Consider the following 21,666-nt stretch of genomic DNA (forward strand, 5'->3'; position numbering starts at 1 on the left):
GTGGGTCCCGGCGGGAGCCCGGCGGGAGAAGGACCCGGAAACGGAGCGGAGACATGGACACCCAGATGTATCTCGCCTACGACTATCCGCTGTTGAGCATGTTCTGGACCATGCTGTGGTTCTTCCTGTGGATCCTGTGGTTCATCCTGCTCTTCCGGATCATCGCCGACATCTTCCGCGACGACGCCCTGGGCGGCTGGGGCAAGGCCGGCTGGATGGCGTTCGTCATCCTGCTGCCGTTCCTCGGCGTGCTCGTCTACCTGATCGCCCGCGGCAAGAGCATGGGGCGCCGCGAGATCGAGCACGCCCGCGAGAAGCAGCAGGCCTTCGACGCCTACGTCCGCGAGACCACTGGGGGCGGCAGTCGTCCCAGCCGGGCCGAGGAACTCGGCCGGCTCGCCGAACTCCGCGCCCGGGGCGACATCAGCGAGGAGGAGTTCCAACGGGCCAAGGCCCTCGTCCTGAACGACGACGGTCCCTCCACGCCCGCCGACGGCACCACCACCCGTCCGTGAGACGGAGCCCGACTACGTCTTCAAGTCCGACCTCACGGGGTGGGGCTGGGTCCATCGTCCCGTCCCGCCGGGGCCGGGTGCACCGCCGCGAACGGCCGAGGGCCGGCCGGACGGCTCACCGTCTGATCAGGCGGCGGGCCGTCGCCGTCGCCACCGCCGCCGTGCGCGAGTCCACGCCCAGCTTCGCGAAGATGTGCACCAGGTGGGACTTCACGGTCGCCTGGCTCAGGAACAGCGCCTTGCTGATCTGCTGGTTCGACAGGCCCTCGCCCACCAGCTGGAGGACTTCCAGCTCGCGCTTGGTCAGCGCCTCCGCCGGTGTCCGCATGCGGTCCATCAGACGGTGCGCCACCGCCGGCGCGAGGGCCGACTGACCGGCCGCCGCCGTCCGGACCGCCGCCGCCAGCTCCTCCGGCGGCGCGTCCTTCAGGAGGTAGCCGGAGGCGCCCGCCTCCACCGCCGCCAGGATGTCCGCGTCCGTGTCGTACGTCGTCAGGACCAGCACCTTCGGCCCGCCCGGCGCCGCCGTGATCGCCGCCGTCGCCTCCGAGCCGTGCATCCCCGGGCCGAACTGCAGGTCCATCAGGACCACGTCCACGTTCCCGGCGGCGGCCAGCTCCACCGCGCGCTCGGCCGTGGCCGCCTCCGCGACCACGGCGAAGTCCGGCTCGGTGTCGAGGACCGCGCGCAGGCCCGCCCGTACCACCGGGTGGTCGTCGGCGAGGAGAAGTCGGATGGTCATGCTTCAGGCTCCAGCGGGGAGAGGGAGGGAGACGGCGACGGCGGTGCCCTGGCCGGGCGCCGACTCGACGGTGAACGTGCCGCCGAGCGACTCCGCCCGGGAGCGCATCGCCGGAAGCCCGAAACCGGCGTCGGAGGAGGGGCGTACGGAGGCGGGGTCGAAGCCCCGGCCGTCGTCGACCACGTCCAGGGTCACCGACGCGTCCATGAACGACAACGTGATCTCCGCCCGCGAGGCCGTGGCGTGGCGCACCGTGTTGGCGAGCGCCGACTGCGCGATCCGCAGCAGCGCCACCTCGTACGGAGTCGGCAGCTCGACCGGCGTACCGCTCACCGAGAAGCGCACCCGGGGCCCGGCCTCCGGCCCGTACGGACCCGGATCGTGCGGACCCGGACCCGGAACCGGATCGTGCGCGCGCGGACCAGGACCCGTACCTGGACCCGTACCCGGACCCGGACCCGTACCCGGACCAGGACCCGGACGCGGGCCCGGCTCGCACAGCCGCTCCAGGGCCGCCGCGAGGGAGCCGTGCTCCAGGTCCGGCGGGGTGAGCGCGCGGACGAAGCGCCGTGCCTCCGCCAGGTTGTCCTGCGCCGCCTCGCGGGCCCGGCCGATGTGGCCCGCGGCGGGGGAGTCCGGCGGGAGCGCCCGCTCCGCCGCCCGCAGCAGCAGCTGGATCGAGGACAGGCCCTGCGCGAGCGTGTCGTGGATCTCGCGGGCGAGCCGCTCCCGCTCGGCGAGCGTCCCCGCGTGCCGCTCCGCCGCCGCCAGCTCCGCCCGCGTCTCGATCAGCTCCTCGATCAGCCGGCGCCGCCGCTCGCTCTCCCGGTACAGGGCCTGGTAGCCGAGGACCGTCGCCACCGCGACCGCCGCACCGAGCAGCGGCCCGATGAAGACCCCCGGGTTCAGCGCGGCGCCGTGTCCCACGTACGAGAGGATCGCCGCGCCCGCCGTCACCGTCACGGCCGGCAGCGACCAGCGCGTGGGCAGCAGGTGCAGCTGGAGGAAGTACAGGGGGAAGGCCAGCCAGAGCGCTTCCGGGGTGAGGAAGAGCAGCGCGAGCCAGGACGCTCCGAGGACCGCGAGCCAGACGCCGGCGGCCCGCTGCGAGCTCCGCACGGACGGCAGGTACGAGCCGGCCGCGTAGACCGCGCCCGTGACCACCGCCATCGCCGTCCCGGCGGCCGAGTCCGCCCGTACCGCCGCGAGGACGAGCAGGCCCGCCATGAGGAGGTGCAGGCAGAGGCGCAGCGCGCGCAGGGCGGGGGTGAGGGAGCGGGGATCCATGATCCCTCCAGCGTAGACACCGGGAGACAATCCGGACTCAACCGAAAGTTTGATTGCGGGGCCATCCGTGGCGCGATGCCCGCGGGGCACCTCGCGGACCACTCTGGTCAGCATGTTCGTGGCATGGAGAGACCTGAGATTCGCCAAGGGGCGTTTCACCCTCATGGGGACCGTGATCGTGCTGATCACCCTGCTCGTGGGGTTGCTGTCCGGGCTGACCGCCGGACTCGCGCGAGAGAACATCTCCGCGATCACCGGTCTGCCCGCCGACCGGCTGGCCTTCGCGGCGCCGCCGTCCGGGCAGTCGGTCTCCTTCACCAATTCGACGGTGACGGAGGAGCAGTGGCGCGGGTGGGCGGAGCGGCCCGGGGTGAAGGAGGCCGATCCGCTCGGGATCCGTACCCTCGACGCCGCCGCCGGGGACCGCACCGCCGCCGTCTCCGCCTTCGGTACGGAGCCGGAGTCGGGCCTCGCCCCCGGGGCCGTCGGCGCGGGCAAGGCCGTCCTGTCCGAGTCGGCGGCGGAGGAGCTGGCCGTGCGCGCCGGCGACACCGTCCGCCTCGGCTCGCTGGAGGTCACCGTCACCGCGGTCTCCGGCGACGCCTCCTACAGCCACACCCCCGTGGTGTGGACCTCCCTCGACGACTGGCAGAAGCTCGGCCACAGCGGTACCACCGCGCAGGAACAGGCCACCGTCATCGCGCTGAGCGGCGACGGCGGCGACGGAGTCGACTGGGCGGCCGGCGACAAGGCCACCGGCACCGAGGCCCGTACCCTCGACGGCGCGCTGACCGCCATAGGGTCCTACCAGGCCGAGAACGGTTCGCTGCAGCTGATGCGCGGCTTCCTCTTCGCCATCTCCGCGCTCGTCATAGGAGCCTTCTTCACCGTCTGGACCATCCAGCGCAGCGGTGACGTCGCCGTCCTCAAGGCGCTCGGCGCCTCCACCCCGTACCTCCTCAAGGACGCCCTCGGGCAGGCCGTCCTCATGCTCACCGCCGGCACCCTGCTCGGCACCGGGCTCGCGGTCGGCATCGGCGCCCTCGTCAGCGGCGGGAACGTGCCCTTCGTCCTCGAACCGCTCACCGTCCTCGGCCCGGCCGCCGTGATCGTCGTCCTCGGCGTCCTCGGCGCCGCCCTGTCCATCCGGCGGATCACCGCCGTCGACCCCCTCACCGCCCTCGGGAGCGCCCGATGAGCCTCGTCCTCGACGCCGTCACCCTCACCTACCCCGACGGCGACGGCCGGCTCACCGCCCTCGACGCCGTCTCCCTCACCGTCCCCGCCGGCACGCTCACGGCCGTCGTCGGCCCGTCCGGCTCCGGCAAGTCCAGCCTCCTCGCGGTGGCCGCCACCCTCGTCACCCCGGACACGGGCCGGGTCGTCGTCGCCGGTACGGACACGGGGGCGCTCACCGCCGCCGCCAAGGCGGAGCTGCGCCGCGAGCACATCGGGATCGTCTTCCAGCAGCCGAATCTGCTGCCCTCGCTGAGCGCGGTGGAGCAGCTCCAGGTGATGGCCCATCTGTCGGGGCGCGCGCCCAAGTCGGTGCGCGACCGGGCCATGGACCTCCTCGACGCGGTGGGCCTCGCGGACCAGGCCCACCGGCGGCCCCACCAGCTGTCGGGCGGCCAGCGGCAGCGCGTGAACATCGCGCGGGCGCTGATGAACGAGCCGTCCGTGCTCCTGGTCGACGAGCCGACGAGCGCCCTGGACCACGAGCGGGGCGCGGCGGTCATGGACCTGCTGGCCACGCTGACGGCCGAGCGGGGGACGGCGACGGTCCTGGTCACCCACGACCGCACGCACCTGGCCCGTACGGACCGCACGGTGACGGTCCAGGACGGCCGTCTGACGGAGTCGATCCCGGCCTGAGCCCGGCAGGGCGCTCAGCCGGTCCGGTGGGCCCGGACGCGGGCCCGCCCTCCGAGGGCGACCGCGGCCAGGCCCACCAGCATGGCGACGTACGCGCCGCCGAGACCGTTGCCGGTGCCGAGGCCACCGTCCGCGGTGGCCGCGACCACCGCGCCGACGGCCACGGAGATCGCCCCGGCGACGAGGGCGGTGACGGCCCCGTTCCGGCGGGCCCAGGTGCGGATGTGGCCCCGGCCCGTCGTGCGGGCCAGGGCGAGGCCGCCGTTGACCGCGCCGAGGAGGCCGACCAGCGCGGCCGCGGAGGAGGCGACGCGGCCGACGCTCAGGGTGTAGACGCTCGCGGCGACCGGCTGGACGGCGGGGTCCGCGGCCGCCGGCACGGCGAACGCGAGACCGCCGGCCAGGACGGCTCCGGTGATGACGAGCATGGTGCGGACGGACATGGGGTGCTCCTTCTCCTCGGGTGACGGGACCACCTGAGGATGGCCGTCGGACCGGCCGTGCGTCGTCCGGCAGACGCGGTCACTTCGCGCTGCCGCGGACGCGGCAGGAACGGCCGGACTACCGCGTCCGCGGTAGTCGCGGGCTCCTCCGTGAGCGGGATCCGCCCGTGCCTCCCGCGCGGCTGGGGTGCGCGCGTGATCAGAGGACGGTTCGAGGTCCCGGACGGTGTCGTGGACGGGGTGATCGCCGTCGGTGTGGCGGCGGCGCTGCTGTCGACCGGGGCGTCCGGGCCGCATGCCGGCACGGGCCTGGACCTGCTCGGCCACGCGCTGCTCGCGGCCGGCGGCCTGGCGCTCGCCGCGCGCCGCCGCGCTCCGGTCACGGTCCTGGTCGCCTGCACGCGGTGCGCGTCGCGGCGCGGGGCGACGCCCTGCTCGCTCCGTCGAGCACGCGCAGGCTCGTCGACCGGTACGTCGCCGAGCCGTTCGGCACGGGCTCCGGGGCCGGTCTCGGGGAGCTGACCAACCGCGAACGCGAGGCCGTGGTCCCGGTCGCGCGGGGTCTGTCCGACGACGAGATCGCCGACCGCATGGTGATCAGCCCGATGACCGCGAAGACCCACGTCAACCGGGCCGTGATCAAGCTGCGCGACCGCGCCCGACTGGTCGTCCTCGCCTACGAATCGGGCCTCGTGTCACCACGCGCCCCCCGGTCGCGACGGCTGACGTCGGCCGAACCGGAGCCCCGGGCCCTGACGCCTGACGTCGGCCGGACCAGAGCCCCGGGCCGGGGCGCCTGAGGTCGCCCGAACCGGAGCCCCGGGCCCGGGCGCCTGACGTCAGCCGAACCAGACGACGAGGCGGACGTTCCCGTCCCCGTGGACGGCGGCCTGTTCCCGCATCGCCGCCCATGCCTCGCCCCAGTCGCCGTCCGGCGGGACGAACATGCGGGGCGTCCAGGTCACGGGGCGGTACACGGCGCCGTTCCAGGGGACCTCGCCGCCCGGTGGCCACTCGTGCGGCGTCAGGTCCTCGCCGAAGAGCTCCTCCGCCGCGTCGAGGACCTCGATCGGCGTCCCGGGCATGGCGTGGAGGACGAGCTCGCCGTCCGGGCCCGGCCGCCATTCGCCGATGTGGTTCCCGTCGGGACCGTCGCAGAGCGGCGCGTCCCAGTCGACGGCCGCGACCTCCGCCCAGGTGGCGTACGAGTGGCTGTGGCTCAGCTCGTCGTACGCCGGGACGTCCTCCGAGGCGCCGTCCGGGATCCCGCGCCGGTCGAACAGGGGACGCTCCACCTGCAGCGCCCCGCCGTAGCCGAAGAGGCACTCCCAGGCGTGCCGGTCGCGCCGGAGGGCGCGGTCCGGCAGACCGAGTGCGAGCTCCCAGCGGCCATCGGGCCCGCGCACCTCGATCACGCCGTCGATGTCCGCCCCCACGACGGCCTCAGCCCTGGTTGTTGCCCGCGGTGTTCGCCAGGGCCGCCGACAGTTCGCGGGCCACTTCCTGGAGGATCGGGACGATCTTCTCCGTGGCCGCCTCGGTGACCCGGCCCGCCGGGCCCGAGATGGAGATGGCCGCCGCGGTGGGGGAGTCCGGCACGGACACCGCGAGGCAGCGGACCCCTATCTCCTGCTCGTTGTCGTCGACCGCGTACCCCGTCTCGCGGACCGCGACCAGCGCGTCCAGGAAACCGTCCGGCGTGGTGATGGTCTTCTCGGTCGCGGCCGGCATGCCGGTGCGGGCGAGCAGCGCCCGTACCTCCTCCGCCGGCGTGTACGCGAGGAGCGCCTTGCCGACGCCGGTCGAGTGCGGCAGGACCCGGCGGCCGACCTCGGTGAACATGCGCATCGAGTGCTTGGACGGCACCTGCGCCACGTACACGATCTCGTCGCCGTCGAGCAGCGCCATGTTCGCGGTCTCGCCGGTCTCCTCGACGAGCCGCGCCAGGTAGGGGCGGGCCCAGGTGCCGAGGAGGCGGGAGGCGGACTCGCCGAGCCGGATGAGCCGGGGGCCGAGCGCGTACCGGCGGTTGGGCTGCTGGCGCACGTAGCCGCAGGCGACGAGGGTGCGCATCAGGCGGTGGATGGTGGGGAGCGGGAGTCCGCTGCTGGCGGAGAGCTCGCTCAGCCCGACCTCGCCCCCGGCGTCGGCCATCCGCTCCAGGAGGTCGAAGGCACGCTCAAGGGACTGGACGCCTCCGCTCGCGGCGGCGGGCTTGGCGGCGTCGGTGGTGCTGGCGCTGGACGTCGGCACGTCAACGGTCCTTTCGAGGCAGGCGGGCAAGGCAGCAGCCTACCGGGCCGCCGGTCGGGGCACACGGTCCCGGCATCGGCGTCAGCGCCGGTCAGGGGGTGTTTGTCCGGTGTCGGTGACGGCCCGGAGCGCTCCGGGTCTGCCCCGCATGTGCGGAGCTACGTTCTACTGTACGGAATTCTCATTCCACTTTGTGGAAACCTCTAAGACGGGTTCGTCCGCGGCGGATGCTGGAAGTGTGCCCTTGACGACCTGTCGCCCGGAAGTGAACACTCCTTTTCAACAGTTCGTTGAAATTCCCGTTGAAGTGCTTGAAGAAGGGGTACGGGTGGACGTCAACCTGGTCCTGCGCTCGACACGCGTCATCACCCCCGAGGGGACGCGCCCGGCGTCGATCGCCGTCTCCGGTGGGACGATCGCGGCCGTGCTGCCGTACGACGCCGAGGTACCCGCCGGTGCCCGGCTCGAGAACGTCGGCGACGACGTCGTCCTGCCCGGCCTGGTCGACACCCACGTGCACGTGAACGACCCCGGCCGCACCGAGTGGGAGGGCTTCTGGACCGCCACCCGCGCAGCCGCCGCCGGCGGCATCACCACCCTGCTCGACATGCCGCTCAACTCGCTGCCGCCGACCACGACGGTGGAGAACCTGCGGGTCAAGCAGGACGTGGCCCGTGCCAAGGCCCACATCGACGTCGGTTTCTGGGGCGGCGCCCTGCCCGACAACGTCAAGGACCTGCGCCCCCTCCACGACGCCGGCGTCTACGGCTTCAAGTGCTTCCTGTCCCCGTCCGGTGTGGAGGAGTTCCCGGAGCTGGACCAGGAGCAGCTGGCGAACTCGCTCGCGGAGATCGCCGGTTTCGGCGGCCTGATGATCGTGCACGCCGAGGACCCGCACCACCTGGCCGCGGCGCCGCAGAAGTCCTCCCGGGCGTACGCGGACTTCCTCGCCTCCCGTCCGCGGGACGCGGAGAACACGGCGATCGAGAACCTGATCAACCAGGCCCGCCGGCTCGACGCCCGCGTCCATGTGCTGCACCTGTCCTCCTCGGACGCGCTGCCGCTGATCGCGGCGGCGAAGGCCGAGGGGGTGAAGGTCACCGTCGAGTCCTGCCCGCACTTCCTCACGCTCACCGCGGAGGAGATCCCGGACGGGGCGACGGAGTTCAAGTGCTGCCCGCCGATCCGTGAGGCGTCGAACCAGGACGCGCTGTGGCAGGGGCTGGCGGACGGGACGATCGACTGCATCGTCTCCGACCACTCGCCGTCGACCGCCGACCTGAAGACCCCGGACTTCGCCTCGGCCTGGGGCGGCATCTCCTCCCTCCAGCTCGGCCTGCCGGCGATCTGGACCGAGGCCCGCCGCCGTGGTTTCGACCTGACGGACGTCGTCCGCTGGATGTCCGACGCCCCCGCCCGGCTCGCCGGCCTCACCCGCAAGGGCGCCATCGAGGCCGGCCGCGACGCGGACTTCGCCGTGATCGACCCGGAGGCCACCTTCACGGTCGACCCCGCCGAGCTCCAGCACCGCAACCGCATCACCGCCTACGCGGGCAAGACGCTGAGCGGCGTCGTCACCTCCACCTGGCTGCGCGGAGAGCGCATCGCCGACCGCGGCACCCTCGCCGAGCCCTCCGGCCGTCTCCTCGAAAGGAACAACTGACGTGTCCGTCATACCTGGCTTCACCGGTGACGCGAGCCCCTACGGCGGCGGCGACCCGTACGCCGACTACCGGACCGCCGACTTCCCCTTCACCCAGTACGCGGACCTCGCGGACCGGCGCCTGGGCGCGGGCGTGATCGCGGCCAACGACGAGTTCTTCGCCGAGCGCGAGAACCTGCTCAAGCCCGAGGCCGCCGAGTTCGACCCCGAGCACTTCGGCCACAAGGGCAAGATCATGGACGGCTGGGAGACCCGCCGCCGCCGCGGTGTCTCGGCCCAGCAGCCGCACCCCACCGAGGACGACCACGACTGGGCCCTCGTACGCCTCGGCGCGCCCGGCGTCGTCCGCGGCATCGTCATCGACACCGCCCACTTCCGCGGCAACTACCCGCAGGCCGTCTCCGTCGAGGCCGCCTCCGTGGCCGGCTCGCCCTCGCCCGAGGAGCTCCTCGCCGACGACGTGAAGTGGACGACGCTCGTCCCGCGCACCGCCGTCGGCGGCCACGCCGCCAACGGCTTCGCCGTCGACGTCGAGCAGCGCTTCACGCACCTGCGCGTCAACCAGCACCCGGACGGGGGCATCGCCCGCCTCCGCGTCTACGGCGAGGTCGCCCCCGACCCGGCGTGGCTGGGCGTCCTCGGCACCTTCGACCTCGCGGCCCTGGAGAACGGCGGCCAGGTCGAGGACGCCTCGGACCGCTTCTACTCCCCGGCCACCAACACCATCCAGCCGGGCCGCTCCCGCAAGATGGACGACGGCTGGGAGACCCGTCGCCGCCGCGACAAGGGCAACGACTGGATCCGCTACGGCCTGGTCGCCGAGTCCGAGATCCGCGCCGTCGAGATCGACACCGCCTACCTCAAGGGCAACAGCGCCGGCTGGGCCGCCCTCTCCGTCGCGGCCGAGGGCTCGGAGGAGTGGACCGAGATCCTGCCCCGGACCCGCCTCCAGCCCGACACCAACCACCGCTTCGTGCTCGACACCCCGGCGGTCGGCTCCCGCGTCCGGATCGACATCTACCCGGACGGCGGCATCTCCCGCCTCCGTCTCTTCGGCTCCCTCACGGAGGCCGGTACGGCGCGGCTGACCGCCCGCCACCAGGAGCTCGGCGGCTGACCGGCTCCTCCACCGACTGGGCGGGTACGACACCCCGCCCGGCCCGCGAGGGCGCACCGACCCGACAGCACCGGTGCGCCCTCGCGCAATCCCTCTCGGGGAGTGACACGGCTCCCGAGGGGTTACGCGGCGTGCCCGCCGTCCACCGAGAACTCGGCGCCCGTCACGTACCGCCCGCCCGGCCCCGCCAGGAACGCGACCATCGCGGCCACCTCCGCCGGGGTGCCGAAGCGGCCGAGCGCCGTCATGGCCGCCTGGCCCTCCGCGTACGGCCCGTCCGCCGGGTTCATCTCGGTGTCGACGGGACCGGGGTGGACGATGTTCGCCGTGATGCCGCGCCCGCCCAGCTCCCGGGCGAGCGCCTTCGTCAGGCCGATCAGCGCCGCCTTGCTCATCGTGTAGAGGGTCCCGCCGGGGCCCGGCACCCGCTGGGTCATGCAGCTGCCGATCGTGACGATCCTGCCGCCCTCCGGGAGCCGCCCGGCCGCCGCCTGCGAGGCCAGGAAGGCCGCCCGGACGTTCACCGCGAGGACCCGGTCCACGTCCGCGAGGGACAGCGACTCCAGCGGGCCGAGGACGCCCGCGCCGACGTTGTTCACCAGGACGTCAAGGCGCCCGAGGGCGTCCGCCGCCCACTCCACCGCGCCCGCCGCGTCCCCGGCGTCGGCCGCGTCGGCCCGCAGCGGCAGCGCCTTGCGGCCGGCCGCCTCGATCCGCGCGGCGACCTCCTTGGCCCGTGCCTCGTCCTGGACGTAGGTGAAGGCGACGTCGGCGCCCTCCTCGGCCAGGCGCACCGCCGTGGCCGCGCCGATCCCCCGGCTGCCACCCGTCACCAGGACCGCCGTGTGGTTCATCGTGGACATCCCGAAACCTCCATGCGAAGTGCCAATTGGTTGCGGGTTCAAGGAAAGTCGGTGGGGCGCCCGGACGCTGGCGGGAATCGGACTCGGACGCCGACCCGGTCACCGATGACTTCCGCCGGGCGGTGGAGTCGAAAGGGGTGAGACACGATGGTCCGGAGAACAGAAAGGGCATCCACCATGGCCACCCTCAGCCTCACCCAGTTCCTCACCCTCGACGGCGTCATCCAGGCACCCGGAGCCCCCGAGGAGGACACCAGCGGCGGCTTCGAGCACGGCGGCTGGTCCGTCCCGTTCGGCGACGAGGACTTCGGGCAGCGAGTCACCGAGATCTTCGCCCGGCCGACCGCCTTCCTCCTCGGCCGCCGCACGTACGACATCTTCGCGAGCTACTGGCCCAAGCACACCGACCCCGCCGACCCCGTCGCCTCCAAGCTCAACGCCCTCCCCAAGTACGTGGCCACCACCACCCTGACCTCGGCGGACTGGGAGGGCACCACCCTGCTGCGCGGGGACGTCGTCGAGGAGGTCGCCGCCCTCAAGGAGCGCACCGAAGGCGAGATCCAGATGCACGGCAGCGCCGGACTCGCCCGGACCCTCCTCGACCACGACCTCATCGACACCCTCCATCTGCACGTCTTCCCCGTGGTCCTGGGCACCGGCCGCCGCCTCTTCACCGACGGGGTCCGCCCCACCGCCTTCCGCCTCACCGACGCACGCACCACCGGCACGGGCGTCGCCCTCCACACGTACGAACTGGCCGGCCGCCCCACGTACGGCAGCTACTGACGCACCCCACGTGCGGCACCTACTGACGCACCCCGCGTACGGCAGCTACTGACCAGGGCCGCCCCGCCCGCGGCGGCCACGGAAAGGTGTAGCCGCCACGGGCCTGTCCGGGTACGGTGATCGCTCCGAGTGCGAGCCGTCGAAGTCTCCACCACGCCCCGAGAGTTGGAGACACGGTCCGCGATGTCCTCGATTGCCGTACCCGTGCCCCTCGGCGCCCCGCGCCGGGCCTGGCTCACCGACCTGCCCGTCCTGCTCGTCGCCGTCGTCTGGGGCGCCAGCTACCTCGCGGCCAAGGGCATCACCACCGGCCACACCGTCATCGCGGTCCTCGTGCTGCGGTTCGCCGTGGTGCTGCCCGTCCTCGTCGCCGCGGGGTGGCGGAAGCTCCGGGCCCTGAGCGCGGCGCAGTGGCGCGGCGCCGCGACCCTCGGCCTGATCCTCAGCGGGATCTTCCTCCTGGAGACGTACGGCGTCGTCCACACCTCCGCGACCAACGCGGGCCTGATCATCAGCCTCACCATGATCTTCACCCCGCTCGCCGAGGCCGCCGTCACCCGGGTCCTCCCCCAAGCTCTCGGCTCCGCGCCAGCAGGGGGGACCCCCGTTCCCCGCGCCTTCCTCGCCGCCGCCGGGCTCTCCGTGGCGGGCGTGGTGCTGCTGACCCAGGGCGGCGGTTTCACCGCCCCCTCCGTCGGTGATCTGCTCATGCTGCTCGCCGCCCTCGCCCGTACCGTCCACGTCCTGGCCATGTCCCGGATCAAGGCGGTCCGGTCGGCCGACTCGCTCTCCCTCACCACCGTCCAGCTCGGCTCCGCCGTCGCCGTGTTCGCCGTCATCGCCGCCTTCCCCGGCACCGGCGCCTCGCCCTGGGCGGTGGCCCTCGACTTCGGCCCCCGCGAGTGGGCCGGGCTCCTCTTCCTCTCCGTCTTCTGCACGCTCTTCGCCTTCTTCGTGCAGATGTGGGCCGTCCGCCGCACCTCCCCGTCCCGCGTCAGCCTCCTCCTCGGCACCGAACCGCTCTGGGCCGCCGCCGCGGGCATCGCCCTCGCCGGCGACCGCCCCGGCGTCCTCGGCCTCGCGGGTGCCGTGCTCGTCCTCGCGGGGACGAGCTGGGGTCGCCGCGCCGCCGAGCAGGACGCCCGATAGGTTCTTGGCCCATGCGTTCACTGCCGTACGACATCGACTTCCGTGCCCGCGCCCGCCGCACCCAGGCATGGGGACTCGGACTCCTCGCCGTGGCCGGGCTGTTGTGGGTCTGGCTCGCGGTTCTCCTCTTCACGCCCTTCGAGGCCGGCGAGAGCAGCCGCGAGTGCACCTCCCGGTTCACCAGCGAGAACCTTCACAACAGCGACAGTTCCTGCGTCAACGAGCGCGACTGGCCCGAACTCCTCGCCGTCCTCGGCGCGTCCGTGCCCGTCGCCGTCATCGGCAGCGCGCTCTACACCAGCGGCTCCGTCTCGCACCGCATGGCCGAGCACCTGGCCGAGGTCACCCGCCTCGAGCAGGCGAGCGCCTGACGGCGCCCAGCCGACCGCGCTCCACCTGTCCGGCAGTCCCGACCTGTCCGACGGTCCCGGCCTGCCCGGCAGCCCCAGCCTGTCCGACGGTCCCGGCCTGCCCGCCAGCCCCGACCTGTACGGGAGGGTGCCCCGACCTCTCCGGCCGGCCCCCGGCTCAGGTCTTCGCTATGCGGCTCCCCGAGATCGCGAGGACCAGGCCGAGGACCGCGATGACGATGTTCGTGAACAGCTCCCGGCCCTCCAGGAACCCCACGTTCTCCGTGAGGAACCGGGTCAGCCCGAGGAATCTGAACCAGCCGTCCGTCAGCTCGCGGATCACACCGGCGACACCGGCCACGAACAGCAGGCCCCCGAGACTCTCAAGAAATCGCTTCATGAATCGATCATGACCGCCGGGACCGGCGGGCCGCGTCCGCCGCTCGTCTACGGCGGTCGATACCAAAGTATCGACCTGCGCGACTCCGGTAGCCCGAGGGCCCGCAAGGCCGGTGGACCGCCCCCGGCCTGCGTAGATTTGCGCCATGACTCGTACGGACCGGCAGCGCTGGCTGCTCCCCTCCCACCTGGCCGAACCGGGTGGGAGCGGGGCGGCGCGGCCCCGCCGTACCGTCCGCGACTGGATCGTGGACACCACTCTCTTCCTCCTCGCGGCCTTCGTCGGTCTCCTCGCCGCCGACACCAGCGCGCGGTACACCAGCGGAACCGTCACCCTCCTCGACCAGCTCGCCGGCGCCGCGGCCTGCTGCGCCCTCTGGACCCGCCGCCGCTGGCCGGCCGGGCTCGCGGTCGGCCTCTCGCTCCTGAACGTGGTGGCCCCGGTCGCCGCCGGCGCCCTCCTCGCGAGCCTGTTCAGCGTCGCCGTACGCCGTCCCTTCCGCGAGGTCGCCTGGATCGGCGCGCTCGCCGTCGTCACCTCCACCGTCCAGGTCTTCGTCCGGCCCGACCCCACCACCAGCACCGGGCTCTCCCTCGCCCTCGGCTGCATCCTCATCCTGCTCGTCACCGCCTGGGGCATGCTCGTCCGCTCCCGGCGCCAGCTCGTCGAGGCCCTCAGGGAACGGGCCCGCCGGGCCGAGGCCGAGGCCGAGCTGCGCGCCGCCCAGGCCCAGCGGCTCGCCCGCGAGGCCATCGCCCGCGAGATGCACGACGTCCTCGCCCACCGGCTGACCCTGCTCAGCGTCCACGCCGGAGCCCTGGAGTTCCGGCCCGACGCCCCGCCCGAGCAGATCGCCCGGGCCGCCGGAGTCATCCGCGACAGCGCCCACGAAGCCCTCCAGGACCTCCGCGAGATCATCGGCGTCCTGCGCGCGCCCGGCGAGAACGACGGCGACCGTCCGCAGCCGACCCTCGTCACCCTCGACGCGCTGGTCGACGAGTCCCGCGAGGCCGGTACGGAGGTCGTCCTCGACAGCACCGTCGACGATCCGGCCGCGGTGCCCGCCGCCACCGGCCGCACCGTCTACCGCATCGCGCAGGAGGGCCTCACCAACGCCCGCAAGCACGCCCCCGGCACCACCGTCACCGTCACCGTCCGCGGCCGCCCCGGCGACGGCCTCACCGTCGACATCCACAACCCGGCCCCCGAGGGACCGGTGCCGCACGTCCCCGGCTCCGGCCAGGGCCTCATCGGCCTCACCGAACGCGCCGCCCTCGCCGGCGGCCGGATGGAGCACGGCCCGGACCCCGACGGCGGATTCGCCCTGCACGCCTGGCTACCGTGGCCCGCATGACCATCCGGCTGCTCATCGTCGACGACGACCCCCTGGTCCGCGCGGGCCTCACCCTGATGCTCGGCGGCGCCGACGACCTGGAGATCGTCGGCGAGGGCGCCGACGGCCGTGAAGTTCCCGAACTCGTCGCCCTGCACGCCCCCGACGTCGTCCTCATGGACATCCGCATGCCCCACGTCGACGGCCTCACCGCCACCGAACGCCTCCGCGCCCACCCCGGCGCCCCCGAGGTCGTCGTCCTCACCACCTTCCACGCCGACGAGCAGGTGCTGCGCGCCCTGCGGGCCGGTGCCGCCGGCTTCGTCCTCAAGGACACCCCGCCCGCCGAGATCGTCGCCGCCGTCCGCCGGGTCGCCGCGGGCGACCCGGTCCTCTCGCCGGCCGTCACGCGCCAGCTCATGACCCACGTAGCGGCGCGACCTGAACAGCCGCGGCGTGCCACGGCCGCCGGCCGACTCACCGAACTCGCCGACCGCGAAAGGGAGGTGGCCGTCGCCGTCGGGCACGGCCGCTCCAACGCCGAGATCGCCGCCGAGCTGTACATGAGCGTCCCCACGGTGAAGGCCCACGTCTCCCGGATCCTCGCCAAGCTCGGCCTCAACAACCGTGTCCAGATCGCGCTCCTGGTACATGACGCCGGCCTCGTCGACGACCAAGAGCCTGGGGATGAGAACGACTAATCGACAAGGGCGACAAGGGGACGAGAACGACTAGGGGACGAGAACAACAAGGGGACGAAGGCGACCAGGGGACGAGAACGACTAGGGGACGAGAACAACAAGGGGACGAAGGCGACCAGGGGGCGAGAACGGCCGGGGGACGAGAGTGACCGGTCGGATAGTCTGCCCGGATGTCCGTCATCGAACTGGGGGAGTACGGCGCGGACTTCACCGCGAACCCGTACCCCTTCTACGCGAAGCTCCGTGAAGCAGGGCCCGTCCACGAGGTGCGGATGCCCGACGGCTTCCAGTTCTGGCTGGTCGTCGGCCATGAGGAAGGGCGCGCGGCGCTTACCGACCCCCGGCTCGCCAAGTCCCCTTCCGTCATCGGCGTCCGGCCGCCGGAGGAGGACATCATCGGCGTCCACCTCCTCGCGGCCGACGCCCCCGACCACACCCGGCTGCGCCGCCTGGTCACCGCGGAGTTCACCGGCCGCCGGGTCGAGAGCCTGCGCCCCCGCATCGAGCGGCTCACCCACGACCTCGCCGACGCCATGGAACCGGCCGAACGCGCCGACCTCGTCGACGCCTACGCGTTCCCGCTGCCGATCACCGTCATCTGCGAGCTCCTCGGCGTCCCCGCCGAGGACCGCGAGACCTTCCGCGGCTGGTCGAACGAGCTCGTCACCCCGACGGGCGAGCGGGGCATGCTCGACGCCCTGGAGGGCTTCGGCGGCTACCTCGACGGGCTCATCGAGGACAAGCGGGCCACCGGACCCGCCGACGACCTGCTCTCCGGCCTCATCGCCGCCCGTGCCGAGGGCGGCGACCGGCTCTCCGGGCCGGAACTCCGGGCCATGGCCTACCTGTTGCTCATCGCCGGCCACGAGACCACCGTCAACCTGATCTCCAACACCGTCCGCAACCTGCTCACCCATCCCGAGCAGCTCGCCGCCCTGCGCGCCGACCCGGACCTCCTCGACGGGGCGATCGAGGAGTCCCTGCGGTACGACGGGCCGGTGGAGACCGGCACCTTCCGCTTCAGCCGGGAGCCCGTCACCCTCGGCGACACCGTCATCCCGGCGGGGGAGAGCGTCCTGGTGGGGATCGGCGCGCTCGACCGGGACCCGGTCCGCTTCCCCGAACCCGACCGCTTCGACATCCGCCGCGACACCAAGGGCCACCTCGCCTTCGGCCACGGCATCCACTACTGCCTGGGCGCCCCGCTCGCCCGTCTGGAGGGCAGGATCGCCCTCCGGACGCTCCTGGACCGCTTCCCCCGGCTCGAACTCGACCCCGAGGGCGCGCCCTGGGAGTGGCTGCCGGGCCTCCTCCTGCGCGGCGTCCGCCACCTCCCGGTCAGGTGGTGACCCCTCACGTCCTAAAGACCCACCGGCCGCCGCTCCCGGCGCGAGCGCTCGCACGCCTCGGCGATCCGCAGCGCCGCCAGCGCCTCCCGGCCGTCGCAGGGGTTGGGCGCCTCGCCGCGCACGAGCCGTACGAAGGCGTCCAGCTCCGCCTCGTACGCCGGGGCGAACCGCTCCAGGAAGCCGGGCCAGGGCTTGCCCGGTGCGGGAGGGCCCTGCGGCTCCACCGAGGCGAGCGGGCTCCGGTCGTCCAGGCCCACCACGATCTGGTCCCGCTCGCCCGCCAGCTCCATGCGGACGTCGTACCCGGCGCCGTTGCACCGGGTCGCGGTCGCCGTCACCAGCGTGCCGTCGTCCAGGGTGAGCACGGCCGCGGCCGTGTCCACGTCCCCGGCCTCCCGGAACATGGCCGGGCCGCCGTCCGAGCCCGTCGCGTACACCTCGACGACCTCCCGCCCGGTCACCCAGCGGACGATGTCGAAGTCGTGCACGAGACAGTCGCGGAAGAGACCGCCGGAGAGCGGCAGGTACGCGGCGGGCGGCGGCTCCGGGTCGGAGGTGACCGCCCGGACGGTGTGCAGCCGGCCGAGCCGCCCCGACCGCACGGCCTCGCGCGCCGCCCGGTAGCCCGCGTCGAAGCGGCGCATGAACCCCAGCTGGAGGACCGTGCCCGCCTCCGCCACCGCGTCGAGCGCGGCCAGCGTCCGCGACACGTCCAGGGCGATCGGCTTCTCGCAGAAGACCGGCAGGCCCGCCCCGGCGGCGCGGGCGATCAGCTCCGCGTGCGCGGCCGTCGCCGAGGCGATCACCACGGCGTCCAGCGCGTGCCCGAGCAGCGACTCCACGTCCGGCGCGGCCTCCGCCCCGAGCGCCCCCGCGACCCCGGCCGCCCGGACGGCGTCCGCGTCCGCCACGACCAGCGACTCGACCTCCGGGTGCCTGGCCAGCACACCCGCGTGGAAGCTCCCGATCCGTCCCGTACCGATGAGTCCGATGCGCATGGGCCCACCGTGGAGCCGGGCGCCCCCGGTGTCAAGGATTTGTCAGGACAACCGGACGTCACGACTTCCCGTCATCAGCTTCCTGTCCTCAGCGCCCCGGGCTACGCTCCCCCCGTGCCCAAGCAGTCCGGCTCCCCCCTGCCCCCGCTCTCCGTGGACCGCACGAGTCCGGTCCCGCTCTACTTCCAGCTCGCGCAGCAGCTGGAGAGCGCCGTGGAGAACGGGACGTTGTCCCCGGGCACCCTCCTCGGCAACGAGATCGACCTCGCCACCCGTCTGGGCCTGTCCCGGCCCACCGTCCGCCAGGCCATCCAGTCCCTCGTCGACAAAGGGCTCCTGGTCCGCCGCCGGGGCGTCGGCACCCAGGTCGTGCACAGCAGGGTCCGGCGTCCGATGGAGCTCAGCAGCCTCTACGACGACCTCGCCGCCGCCGGGCAGCGCCCCGCCACCCGAGTGCTGGCCAACCGCCTCGAACCCGCCGCGGGACCGGTCGCGGCCGCCCTCGGCGTACCCGAGGGCACCGAGGTCCTCTACCTCGAACGGCTCCGCACCGCGCACGGCGAGCCCATGGCGTACCTGTGCAACCACCTGCCCGCGGGCCTCATCGCCCCCGACACCGCACTCCTGGAGACCACCGGCCTCTACCGCATGCTCCGCTCCGCCGCGCTCACGCTGCACAGCGCCCGGCAGGCCGTCGGCGCCCGCGCCGCGACCGCCGAGGAGGCCGCGCTCCTCGACGAACCGGAAGGCGCCCCGCTGCTCACGATGGAGCGCGTCACCTTCGACGACACCGGCCGCGCCGTCGAGTACGGCTCCCACCTCTACCGGGCCACCCGCTACTCCTTCGAGTTCCAGCTGATGGTCCGTCCATAGCCCAGGGCAACCCCCTGACGAGCGCCACGACCCGCATGACCGATACTGCAATGCACGCAGAAGGACACAAAGGAGGGCACGGCCTCGTGACCAGGCTTCGGACAGGAGGGGTACGCGCCGCAGTCGGCGCCGTGCTCGCCCTCGCACTCACCGCGGCGCTCGCCGGGTGCAGCAGCACCGGCGGAAAGCGGGCGGAGGACGCCCGCAAGGCCGCCGAGGCCCAGGGCAGGGCGGCCGTCGACACCCCCCGGTGGACCTTCGCCATGGTGACCCACTCGGGCGACGGCGACACCTTCTGGGACATCGTCCAGAAGGGCGCCAAGCAGGCCGCCGCCAAGGACAACATCAACTTCCTCTACGCCCACAACGACGAGGCCCAGCAGCAGGCGCAGCTGATCGACTCGTACGTCGCCAAGGGCGTCGACGGACTGATCGTCACCCTCGCCAAGCCCGACGCCATGAAGGCCGCCGTCGACAAGGCCGTCAAGGCCGGCATCCCGGTCATCACCGTGAACTCCGGCGCCGAGCAGTCCAAGGCCTACGGGGCGCTCACCCACATCGGCCAGGACGAGACCGTCGCCGGCGAGGCCGTCGGCGAGGAGCTCGACAAGCGCGGGAAGAAGAAGGCCCTCTGCGTCCTGCACGAGCAGGGCAACGTCGGTCACGAGCAGCGCTGCGCCGGCGTGAAGAAGACCTTCGGCGGCGAGCTCGTGAACCTGTACGTCGACGGCACCAACATGCCCGACGTCAAGGCCTCCATCGAGGCCAAGCTCCAGTCCGACAAGGACGTCGACGCCGTCGTCACCCTCGGCGCCCCCTTCGCCGACACCGCCGTCCAGGCAGCGAAGAGCGCCGGCAGCAAGGCCGAGGTCGACACCTTCGACCTCAACGCCAAGGTCGCGACCGCCCTGGAGGCCGGCACCCTCGGCTTCGCCGTCGACCAGCAGCCCTACCTCCAGGGCTACGAGGCCGTCGACCTGCTCTGGCTCTACCGCTACAACGCCGACGTCCTCGGCGGCGGCAAGCCGGTCCTGACCGGCCCCCAGATCATCACCAAGGACCAGGCCGCCGCGCTGAAGCAGTACGCGGATCGGGGCACCCGATGAGCTCCACCGCCCCACCGTCGGACGGTGTCGACCACGTCGACGAACGGCTGCTCCGCACCACCCCGCTCAAGAAGCTGCTCGCCCGCCCCGAGCTCGGCTCGATCGTCGGCGCGATCGCCGTCTTCGTCTTCTTCGCGGTGGTCGCCGACAGCTTCCTGAACCCCTCCAGCCTCGGCACCGTCCTCTACGCGGCCTCCACCATCGGCATCATGGCCGTCCCGGTCGCCCTGCTGATGATCGGCGGCGAGTTCGACCTGTCCGCCGGTGTCCTGGTCACCAGCTCCGCGCTCGTCTCGTCGATGTTCAGCTACCAGATGACGGCGAACGTCTGGGTCGGCGTCGGCGTCTCGCTGCTCGTCACCCTGGCGATCGGCGTCTTCAACGGCGTCATGCTGACCCGCACCAAGCTGCCCAGCTTCATCATCACGCTCGGCACCTTCCTCATGCTGACCGGCCTGAACCTGGGCCTCACCAAGCTGATCAGCGGCACCGTCTCCACCAAGAGCATCGCCGACATGGAGGGCTTCCCCTCCGCCCGGAAGCTCTTCGCCTCGGAGGTGACGATCGGCGGCGTCGAGTTCAAGGTCACCATCCTGTGGTGGTTCGGCCTCGTCGCGCTCGCCACCTGGATCCTGCTCCGCACCCGCTTCGGCAACTGGATCTTCGCCGTCGGCGGCGGCGCCGACGCGGCCCGCGCGGTCGGCGTCCCCGTCTACCGCACGAAGATCGGCCTCTACATGGCCGTGGCCTTCTGCGCCTGGATCTCCGGCCAGCACCTGCTCTTCTCCTTCGACGTCGTCCAGTCGGGCGAAGGCGTCGGCAACGAGCTGATCTACATCATCGCGGCCGTCATCGGCGGTTGCCTGATCACCGGCGGATACGGCTCGGCCATCGGCTCGGCCGTCGGCGCCCTCATCTTCGGCATGACCAGCAAGGGCATCGTGTACGCCGAGTGGAACCCCGACTGGTTCAAGTTCTTCCTGGGGGCGATGCTCCTCCTGGCGACCCTGCTGAACGCCTGGATCCGCAAGCGCGTGGAGGCCACCAAGTGACGACCGAAGCCACGCCACAGGCCGCCCCGCTCGTCGAGCTCGACGACGTCAGCAAGTACTACGGCAACATCCGCGCCCTGGAAGGGGTCTCCCTGGAGGTCCGCGCGGGCGAGATCTCGTGCGTCCTCGGTGACAACGGCGCCGGCAAGTCCACCCTCATCAAGATCGTCGCCGGTCTCCACCGGCACGACGCCGGAACCTTCCGCATCGAGGGCGAGGAGGTCACCCTCGCCAACCCGCGCGACGCCCTCGACCGCGGCATCGCCACCGTCTACCAGGACCTCGCCGTCGTCCCCCTCATGCCGGTCTGGCGGAACTTCTTCCTCGGCTCCGAGCCCACCAAGGGCTCCGGCCCCTTCAAGCGGCTCGACGTCGGCCTGATGCGGTCCACCACCCGCGAGGCACTGCTCCGCATGGGCATCGACCTCCGGGACGTCGACCAGCCCATCGGCACCCTCTCCGGCGGCGAGCGCCAGTGCGTGGCCATCGCCCGCGCCGTCCACTTCGGCGCCAAGGTCCTCGTCCTCGACGAGCCGACCGCCGCGCTCGGCGTCAAGCAGTCCGGGGTCGTCCTGAAGTACGTCGCCGCCGCCCGCGACGAGGGCCTCGGCGTGGTTCTCATCACGCACAACCCCCACCACGCCTACCTCGTCGGCGACCGTTTCGTCCTCCTCAAGCGGGGCGTCATGGCCGCCAGCCACACCAAGGACTCCGTCACGCTCGACGAGTTGACCCGGCAGATGGCGGGCGGCAGCGAGCTGGAGGACCTGCGCCACGAGCTGGAGCGGCCGACCGGCGCGTAACGGCCCCT

At 72.9% G+C, this 21,666-nt stretch carries 23 protein-coding genes and 1 pseudogene; 16 read left to right on the forward strand and 8 right to left on the reverse strand.

Features of this window, described 5'->3' with window-relative positions; all coding sequences use genetic code 11:
- Positions 1-53: 53 nt before the first annotated feature.
- Positions 54-515, forward strand: a complete 462-nt coding sequence (locus ACN9M0_RS29465) for an SHOCT domain-containing protein (protein WP_426404472.1) — start codon at positions 54-56, stop codon at positions 513-515.
- A gap of 115 nt (positions 516-630) precedes the next feature.
- Here the strand turns inward: ACN9M0_RS29465 and ACN9M0_RS29470 are convergent, their stop codons facing one another.
- Both ACN9M0_RS29470 and ACN9M0_RS29475 read right to left on the reverse strand, forming a co-directional pair.
- Positions 631-1,257, reverse strand: a complete 627-nt coding sequence (locus tag ACN9M0_RS29470) for a response regulator transcription factor (RefSeq protein WP_366039636.1) — start codon at positions 1,255-1,257, stop codon at positions 631-633.
- Between the two features lie 3 nt (positions 1,258-1,260).
- Complete coding sequence (locus ACN9M0_RS29475) at positions 1,261-2,544, reverse strand: sensor histidine kinase (RefSeq protein WP_426404473.1); 1,284 nt, start codon at positions 2,542-2,544, stop codon at positions 1,261-1,263.
- A 112-nt stretch (positions 2,545-2,656) separates the two neighbouring features.
- On the opposite strand from ACN9M0_RS29475, the gene ACN9M0_RS29480 reads away from it, so the two are divergent.
- Both ACN9M0_RS29480 and ACN9M0_RS29485 read left to right on the forward strand, forming a co-directional pair.
- The gene (locus ACN9M0_RS29480) at positions 2,657-3,742 is read left to right on the forward strand and encodes an ABC transporter permease (protein WP_426404474.1); all 1,086 of its coding nucleotides are present in this window, start codon (positions 2,657-2,659) and stop codon (positions 3,740-3,742) included.
- The gene (locus ACN9M0_RS29485; RefSeq protein ID WP_366039633.1) at positions 3,739-4,419 is read left to right on the forward strand and encodes an ABC transporter ATP-binding protein; all 681 of its coding nucleotides are present in this window, start codon (positions 3,739-3,741) and stop codon (positions 4,417-4,419) included. The genes ACN9M0_RS29480 and ACN9M0_RS29485 overlap by 4 nt, the downstream gene beginning before the upstream one ends.
- A 14-nt stretch (positions 4,420-4,433) precedes the next feature.
- On the opposite strand, the gene ACN9M0_RS29490 is transcribed toward ACN9M0_RS29485, so the two are convergent.
- Positions 4,434-4,862, reverse strand: coding sequence for a DUF6223 family protein (locus ACN9M0_RS29490; protein ID WP_366039631.1), 429 nt, complete (start codon positions 4,860-4,862; stop codon positions 4,434-4,436).
- Between the two features lie 395 nt (positions 4,863-5,257).
- Here ACN9M0_RS29490 and ACN9M0_RS29495 point away from each other — a divergent pair.
- A pseudogene (locus ACN9M0_RS29495) lies at positions 5,258-5,566 on the forward strand (response regulator transcription factor); the annotation flags it as partial.
- Positions 5,567-5,701: 135 nt separating this feature from the next.
- Here the strand turns inward: ACN9M0_RS29495 and ACN9M0_RS29500 are convergent.
- Together ACN9M0_RS29500 and ACN9M0_RS29505 are read right to left on the reverse strand one after the other, a co-directional pair.
- The gene (locus ACN9M0_RS29500; RefSeq protein ID WP_426404475.1) at positions 5,702-6,298 is read right to left on the reverse strand and encodes a hypothetical protein; all 597 of its coding nucleotides are present in this window, start codon (positions 6,296-6,298) and stop codon (positions 5,702-5,704) included.
- Between the two features lie 7 nt (positions 6,299-6,305).
- Positions 6,306-7,115, reverse strand: a complete 810-nt coding sequence (locus ACN9M0_RS29505) for an IclR family transcriptional regulator (protein ID WP_366039629.1) — start codon at positions 7,113-7,115, stop codon at positions 6,306-6,308.
- Between the two features lie 328 nt (positions 7,116-7,443).
- Between ACN9M0_RS29505 and allB the strand changes: the two genes are divergently transcribed.
- Positions 7,444-8,778, forward strand: a complete 1,335-nt coding sequence (gene allB, locus ACN9M0_RS29510) for an allantoinase AllB (RefSeq protein ID WP_426404476.1) — start codon at positions 7,444-7,446, stop codon at positions 8,776-8,778.
- Between the two features lies 1 nt (position 8,779).
- The gene (gene alc / locus ACN9M0_RS29515) at positions 8,780-9,895 is read left to right on the forward strand and encodes an allantoicase (RefSeq protein ID WP_399700234.1); all 1,116 of its coding nucleotides are present in this window, start codon (positions 8,780-8,782) and stop codon (positions 9,893-9,895) included.
- Positions 9,896-10,017: 122 nt separating this feature from the next.
- Here the strand turns inward: alc and ACN9M0_RS29520 are convergent, their stop codons facing one another.
- A complete protein-coding gene (locus ACN9M0_RS29520) occupies positions 10,018-10,758 on the reverse strand; it encodes an SDR family NAD(P)-dependent oxidoreductase (protein WP_366039626.1) in 741 nt (246 codons plus the stop codon).
- A gap of 177 nt (positions 10,759-10,935) precedes the next feature.
- Between ACN9M0_RS29520 and ACN9M0_RS29525 the strand changes: the two genes are divergently transcribed.
- The 3 genes from ACN9M0_RS29525 (at position 10,936) to ACN9M0_RS29535 (ending at position 13,064) form a co-directional block, all read left to right on the forward strand.
- The gene (locus ACN9M0_RS29525) at positions 10,936-11,544 is read left to right on the forward strand and encodes a dihydrofolate reductase family protein (protein ID WP_366039625.1); all 609 of its coding nucleotides are present in this window, start codon (positions 10,936-10,938) and stop codon (positions 11,542-11,544) included.
- A gap of 183 nt (positions 11,545-11,727) precedes the next feature.
- Positions 11,728-12,693, forward strand: a complete 966-nt coding sequence (locus tag ACN9M0_RS29530; protein WP_366039624.1) for a DMT family transporter — start codon at positions 11,728-11,730, stop codon at positions 12,691-12,693.
- An 11-nt stretch (positions 12,694-12,704) separates the two neighbouring features.
- The gene (locus tag ACN9M0_RS29535; RefSeq protein WP_426404477.1) at positions 12,705-13,064 is read left to right on the forward strand and encodes a hypothetical protein; all 360 of its coding nucleotides are present in this window, start codon (positions 12,705-12,707) and stop codon (positions 13,062-13,064) included.
- A gap of 157 nt (positions 13,065-13,221) precedes the next feature.
- Here the strand turns inward: ACN9M0_RS29535 and ACN9M0_RS29540 are convergent, their stop codons facing one another.
- Entirely contained in the window at positions 13,222-13,443 is a 222-nt protein-coding gene (locus ACN9M0_RS29540) for a hypothetical protein (protein ID WP_366039622.1), read from the reverse strand.
- Positions 13,444-13,588: 145 nt separating this feature from the next.
- Between ACN9M0_RS29540 and ACN9M0_RS29545 the strand changes: the two genes are divergently transcribed.
- The 3 genes from ACN9M0_RS29545 to ACN9M0_RS29555 all read left to right on the forward strand — a co-directional run bounded on the left by ACN9M0_RS29545 (position 13,589) and on the right by ACN9M0_RS29555 (position 16,826).
- The gene (locus ACN9M0_RS29545; protein ID WP_399700226.1) at positions 13,589-14,797 is read left to right on the forward strand and encodes a sensor histidine kinase; all 1,209 of its coding nucleotides are present in this window, start codon (positions 13,589-13,591) and stop codon (positions 14,795-14,797) included.
- On the forward strand, positions 14,794-15,477 hold the full coding sequence (locus tag ACN9M0_RS29550; RefSeq protein ID WP_366039620.1) for a response regulator transcription factor: 684 nt from the start codon (positions 14,794-14,796) through the stop codon (positions 15,475-15,477). Before ACN9M0_RS29545 ends, ACN9M0_RS29550 begins: the two co-directional genes overlap by 4 nt.
- Before the next feature lie 170 nt (positions 15,478-15,647).
- Positions 15,648-16,826 (forward strand): cytochrome P450 family protein, encoded by a 1,179-nt coding sequence (locus tag ACN9M0_RS29555; RefSeq protein WP_366039619.1) that lies wholly within the window; start codon positions 15,648-15,650, stop codon positions 16,824-16,826.
- A gap of 11 nt (positions 16,827-16,837) precedes the next feature.
- On the opposite strand, the gene ACN9M0_RS29560 is transcribed toward ACN9M0_RS29555, so the two are convergent.
- Positions 16,838-17,824 carry a Gfo/Idh/MocA family protein gene (locus ACN9M0_RS29560; RefSeq protein WP_366039618.1) on the reverse strand — a complete coding sequence of 329 codons (987 nt, stop codon included), beginning with the start codon at positions 17,822-17,824 and terminating at the stop codon, positions 16,838-16,840.
- A 153-nt stretch (positions 17,825-17,977) separates the two neighbouring features.
- On the opposite strand from ACN9M0_RS29560, the gene ACN9M0_RS29565 reads away from it, so the two are divergent.
- The 4 genes from ACN9M0_RS29565 (at position 17,978) to ACN9M0_RS29580 (ending at position 21,658) form a co-directional block, all read left to right on the forward strand.
- Complete coding sequence (locus ACN9M0_RS29565) at positions 17,978-18,697, forward strand: GntR family transcriptional regulator (protein ID WP_366039645.1); 720 nt, start codon at positions 17,978-17,980, stop codon at positions 18,695-18,697.
- An 86-nt stretch (positions 18,698-18,783) separates the two neighbouring features.
- Entirely contained in the window at positions 18,784-19,803 is a 1,020-nt protein-coding gene (locus ACN9M0_RS29570) for a sugar ABC transporter substrate-binding protein (RefSeq protein WP_399700223.1), read from the forward strand.
- The gene (locus tag ACN9M0_RS29575) at positions 19,800-20,855 is read left to right on the forward strand and encodes an ABC transporter permease (RefSeq protein ID WP_366039616.1); all 1,056 of its coding nucleotides are present in this window, start codon (positions 19,800-19,802) and stop codon (positions 20,853-20,855) included. Before ACN9M0_RS29570 ends, ACN9M0_RS29575 begins: the two co-directional genes overlap by 4 nt.
- The gene (locus ACN9M0_RS29580; protein WP_366039615.1) at positions 20,852-21,658 is read left to right on the forward strand and encodes an ATP-binding cassette domain-containing protein; all 807 of its coding nucleotides are present in this window, start codon (positions 20,852-20,854) and stop codon (positions 21,656-21,658) included. The genes ACN9M0_RS29575 and ACN9M0_RS29580 overlap by 4 nt, the downstream gene beginning before the upstream one ends.
- Positions 21,659-21,666: the final 8 nt, after the last annotated feature.

The sequence above is a fragment of the Streptomyces sp. R-07 genome, from assembly GCF_049913175.1.
GTDB lineage: Bacteria > Actinomycetota > Actinomycetes > Streptomycetales > Streptomycetaceae > Streptomyces.

Bases quoted from the DNA above. Each gene is read 5' to 3' on its own strand.
- ACN9M0_RS29465 (WP_426404472.1), top strand. From the start codon at position 54: ATGGACACCCAGATGTATCTCGCCTACGACTATCCGCTGTTGAGCATG.
- ACN9M0_RS29470 (WP_366039636.1), bottom strand. From the start codon at position 1,257: ATGACCATCCGACTTCTCCTCGCCGACGACCACCCGGTGGTACGGGCG.
- ACN9M0_RS29475 (WP_426404473.1), bottom strand. From the start codon at position 2,544: ATGGATCCCCGCTCCCTCACCCCCGCCCTGCGCGCGCTGCGCCTCTGC.
- ACN9M0_RS29480 (WP_426404474.1), top strand. From the start codon at position 2,657: ATGTTCGTGGCATGGAGAGACCTGAGATTCGCCAAGGGGCGTTTCACC.
- ACN9M0_RS29485 (WP_366039633.1), top strand. From the start codon at position 3,739: ATGAGCCTCGTCCTCGACGCCGTCACCCTCACCTACCCCGACGGCGAC.
- ACN9M0_RS29490 (WP_366039631.1), bottom strand. From the start codon at position 4,862: ATGTCCGTCCGCACCATGCTCGTCATCACCGGAGCCGTCCTGGCCGGC.
- ACN9M0_RS29520 (WP_366039626.1), bottom strand. From the start codon at position 10,758: ATGTCCACGATGAACCACACGGCGGTCCTGGTGACGGGTGGCAGCCGG.
- ACN9M0_RS29525 (WP_366039625.1), top strand. From the start codon at position 10,936: ATGGCCACCCTCAGCCTCACCCAGTTCCTCACCCTCGACGGCGTCATC.
- ACN9M0_RS29530 (WP_366039624.1), top strand. From the start codon at position 11,728: ATGTCCTCGATTGCCGTACCCGTGCCCCTCGGCGCCCCGCGCCGGGCC.
- ACN9M0_RS29535 (WP_426404477.1), top strand. From the start codon at position 12,705: ATGCGTTCACTGCCGTACGACATCGACTTCCGTGCCCGCGCCCGCCGC.
- ACN9M0_RS29540 (WP_366039622.1), bottom strand. From the start codon at position 13,443: ATGAAGCGATTTCTTGAGAGTCTCGGGGGCCTGCTGTTCGTGGCCGGT.
- ACN9M0_RS29545 (WP_399700226.1), top strand. From the start codon at position 13,589: ATGACTCGTACGGACCGGCAGCGCTGGCTGCTCCCCTCCCACCTGGCC.
- ACN9M0_RS29550 (WP_366039620.1), top strand. From the start codon at position 14,794: ATGACCATCCGGCTGCTCATCGTCGACGACGACCCCCTGGTCCGCGCG.
- ACN9M0_RS29555 (WP_366039619.1), top strand. From the start codon at position 15,648: ATGTCCGTCATCGAACTGGGGGAGTACGGCGCGGACTTCACCGCGAAC.
- ACN9M0_RS29560 (WP_366039618.1), bottom strand. From the start codon at position 17,824: ATGCGCATCGGACTCATCGGTACGGGACGGATCGGGAGCTTCCACGCG.
- ACN9M0_RS29575 (WP_366039616.1), top strand. From the start codon at position 19,800: ATGAGCTCCACCGCCCCACCGTCGGACGGTGTCGACCACGTCGACGAA.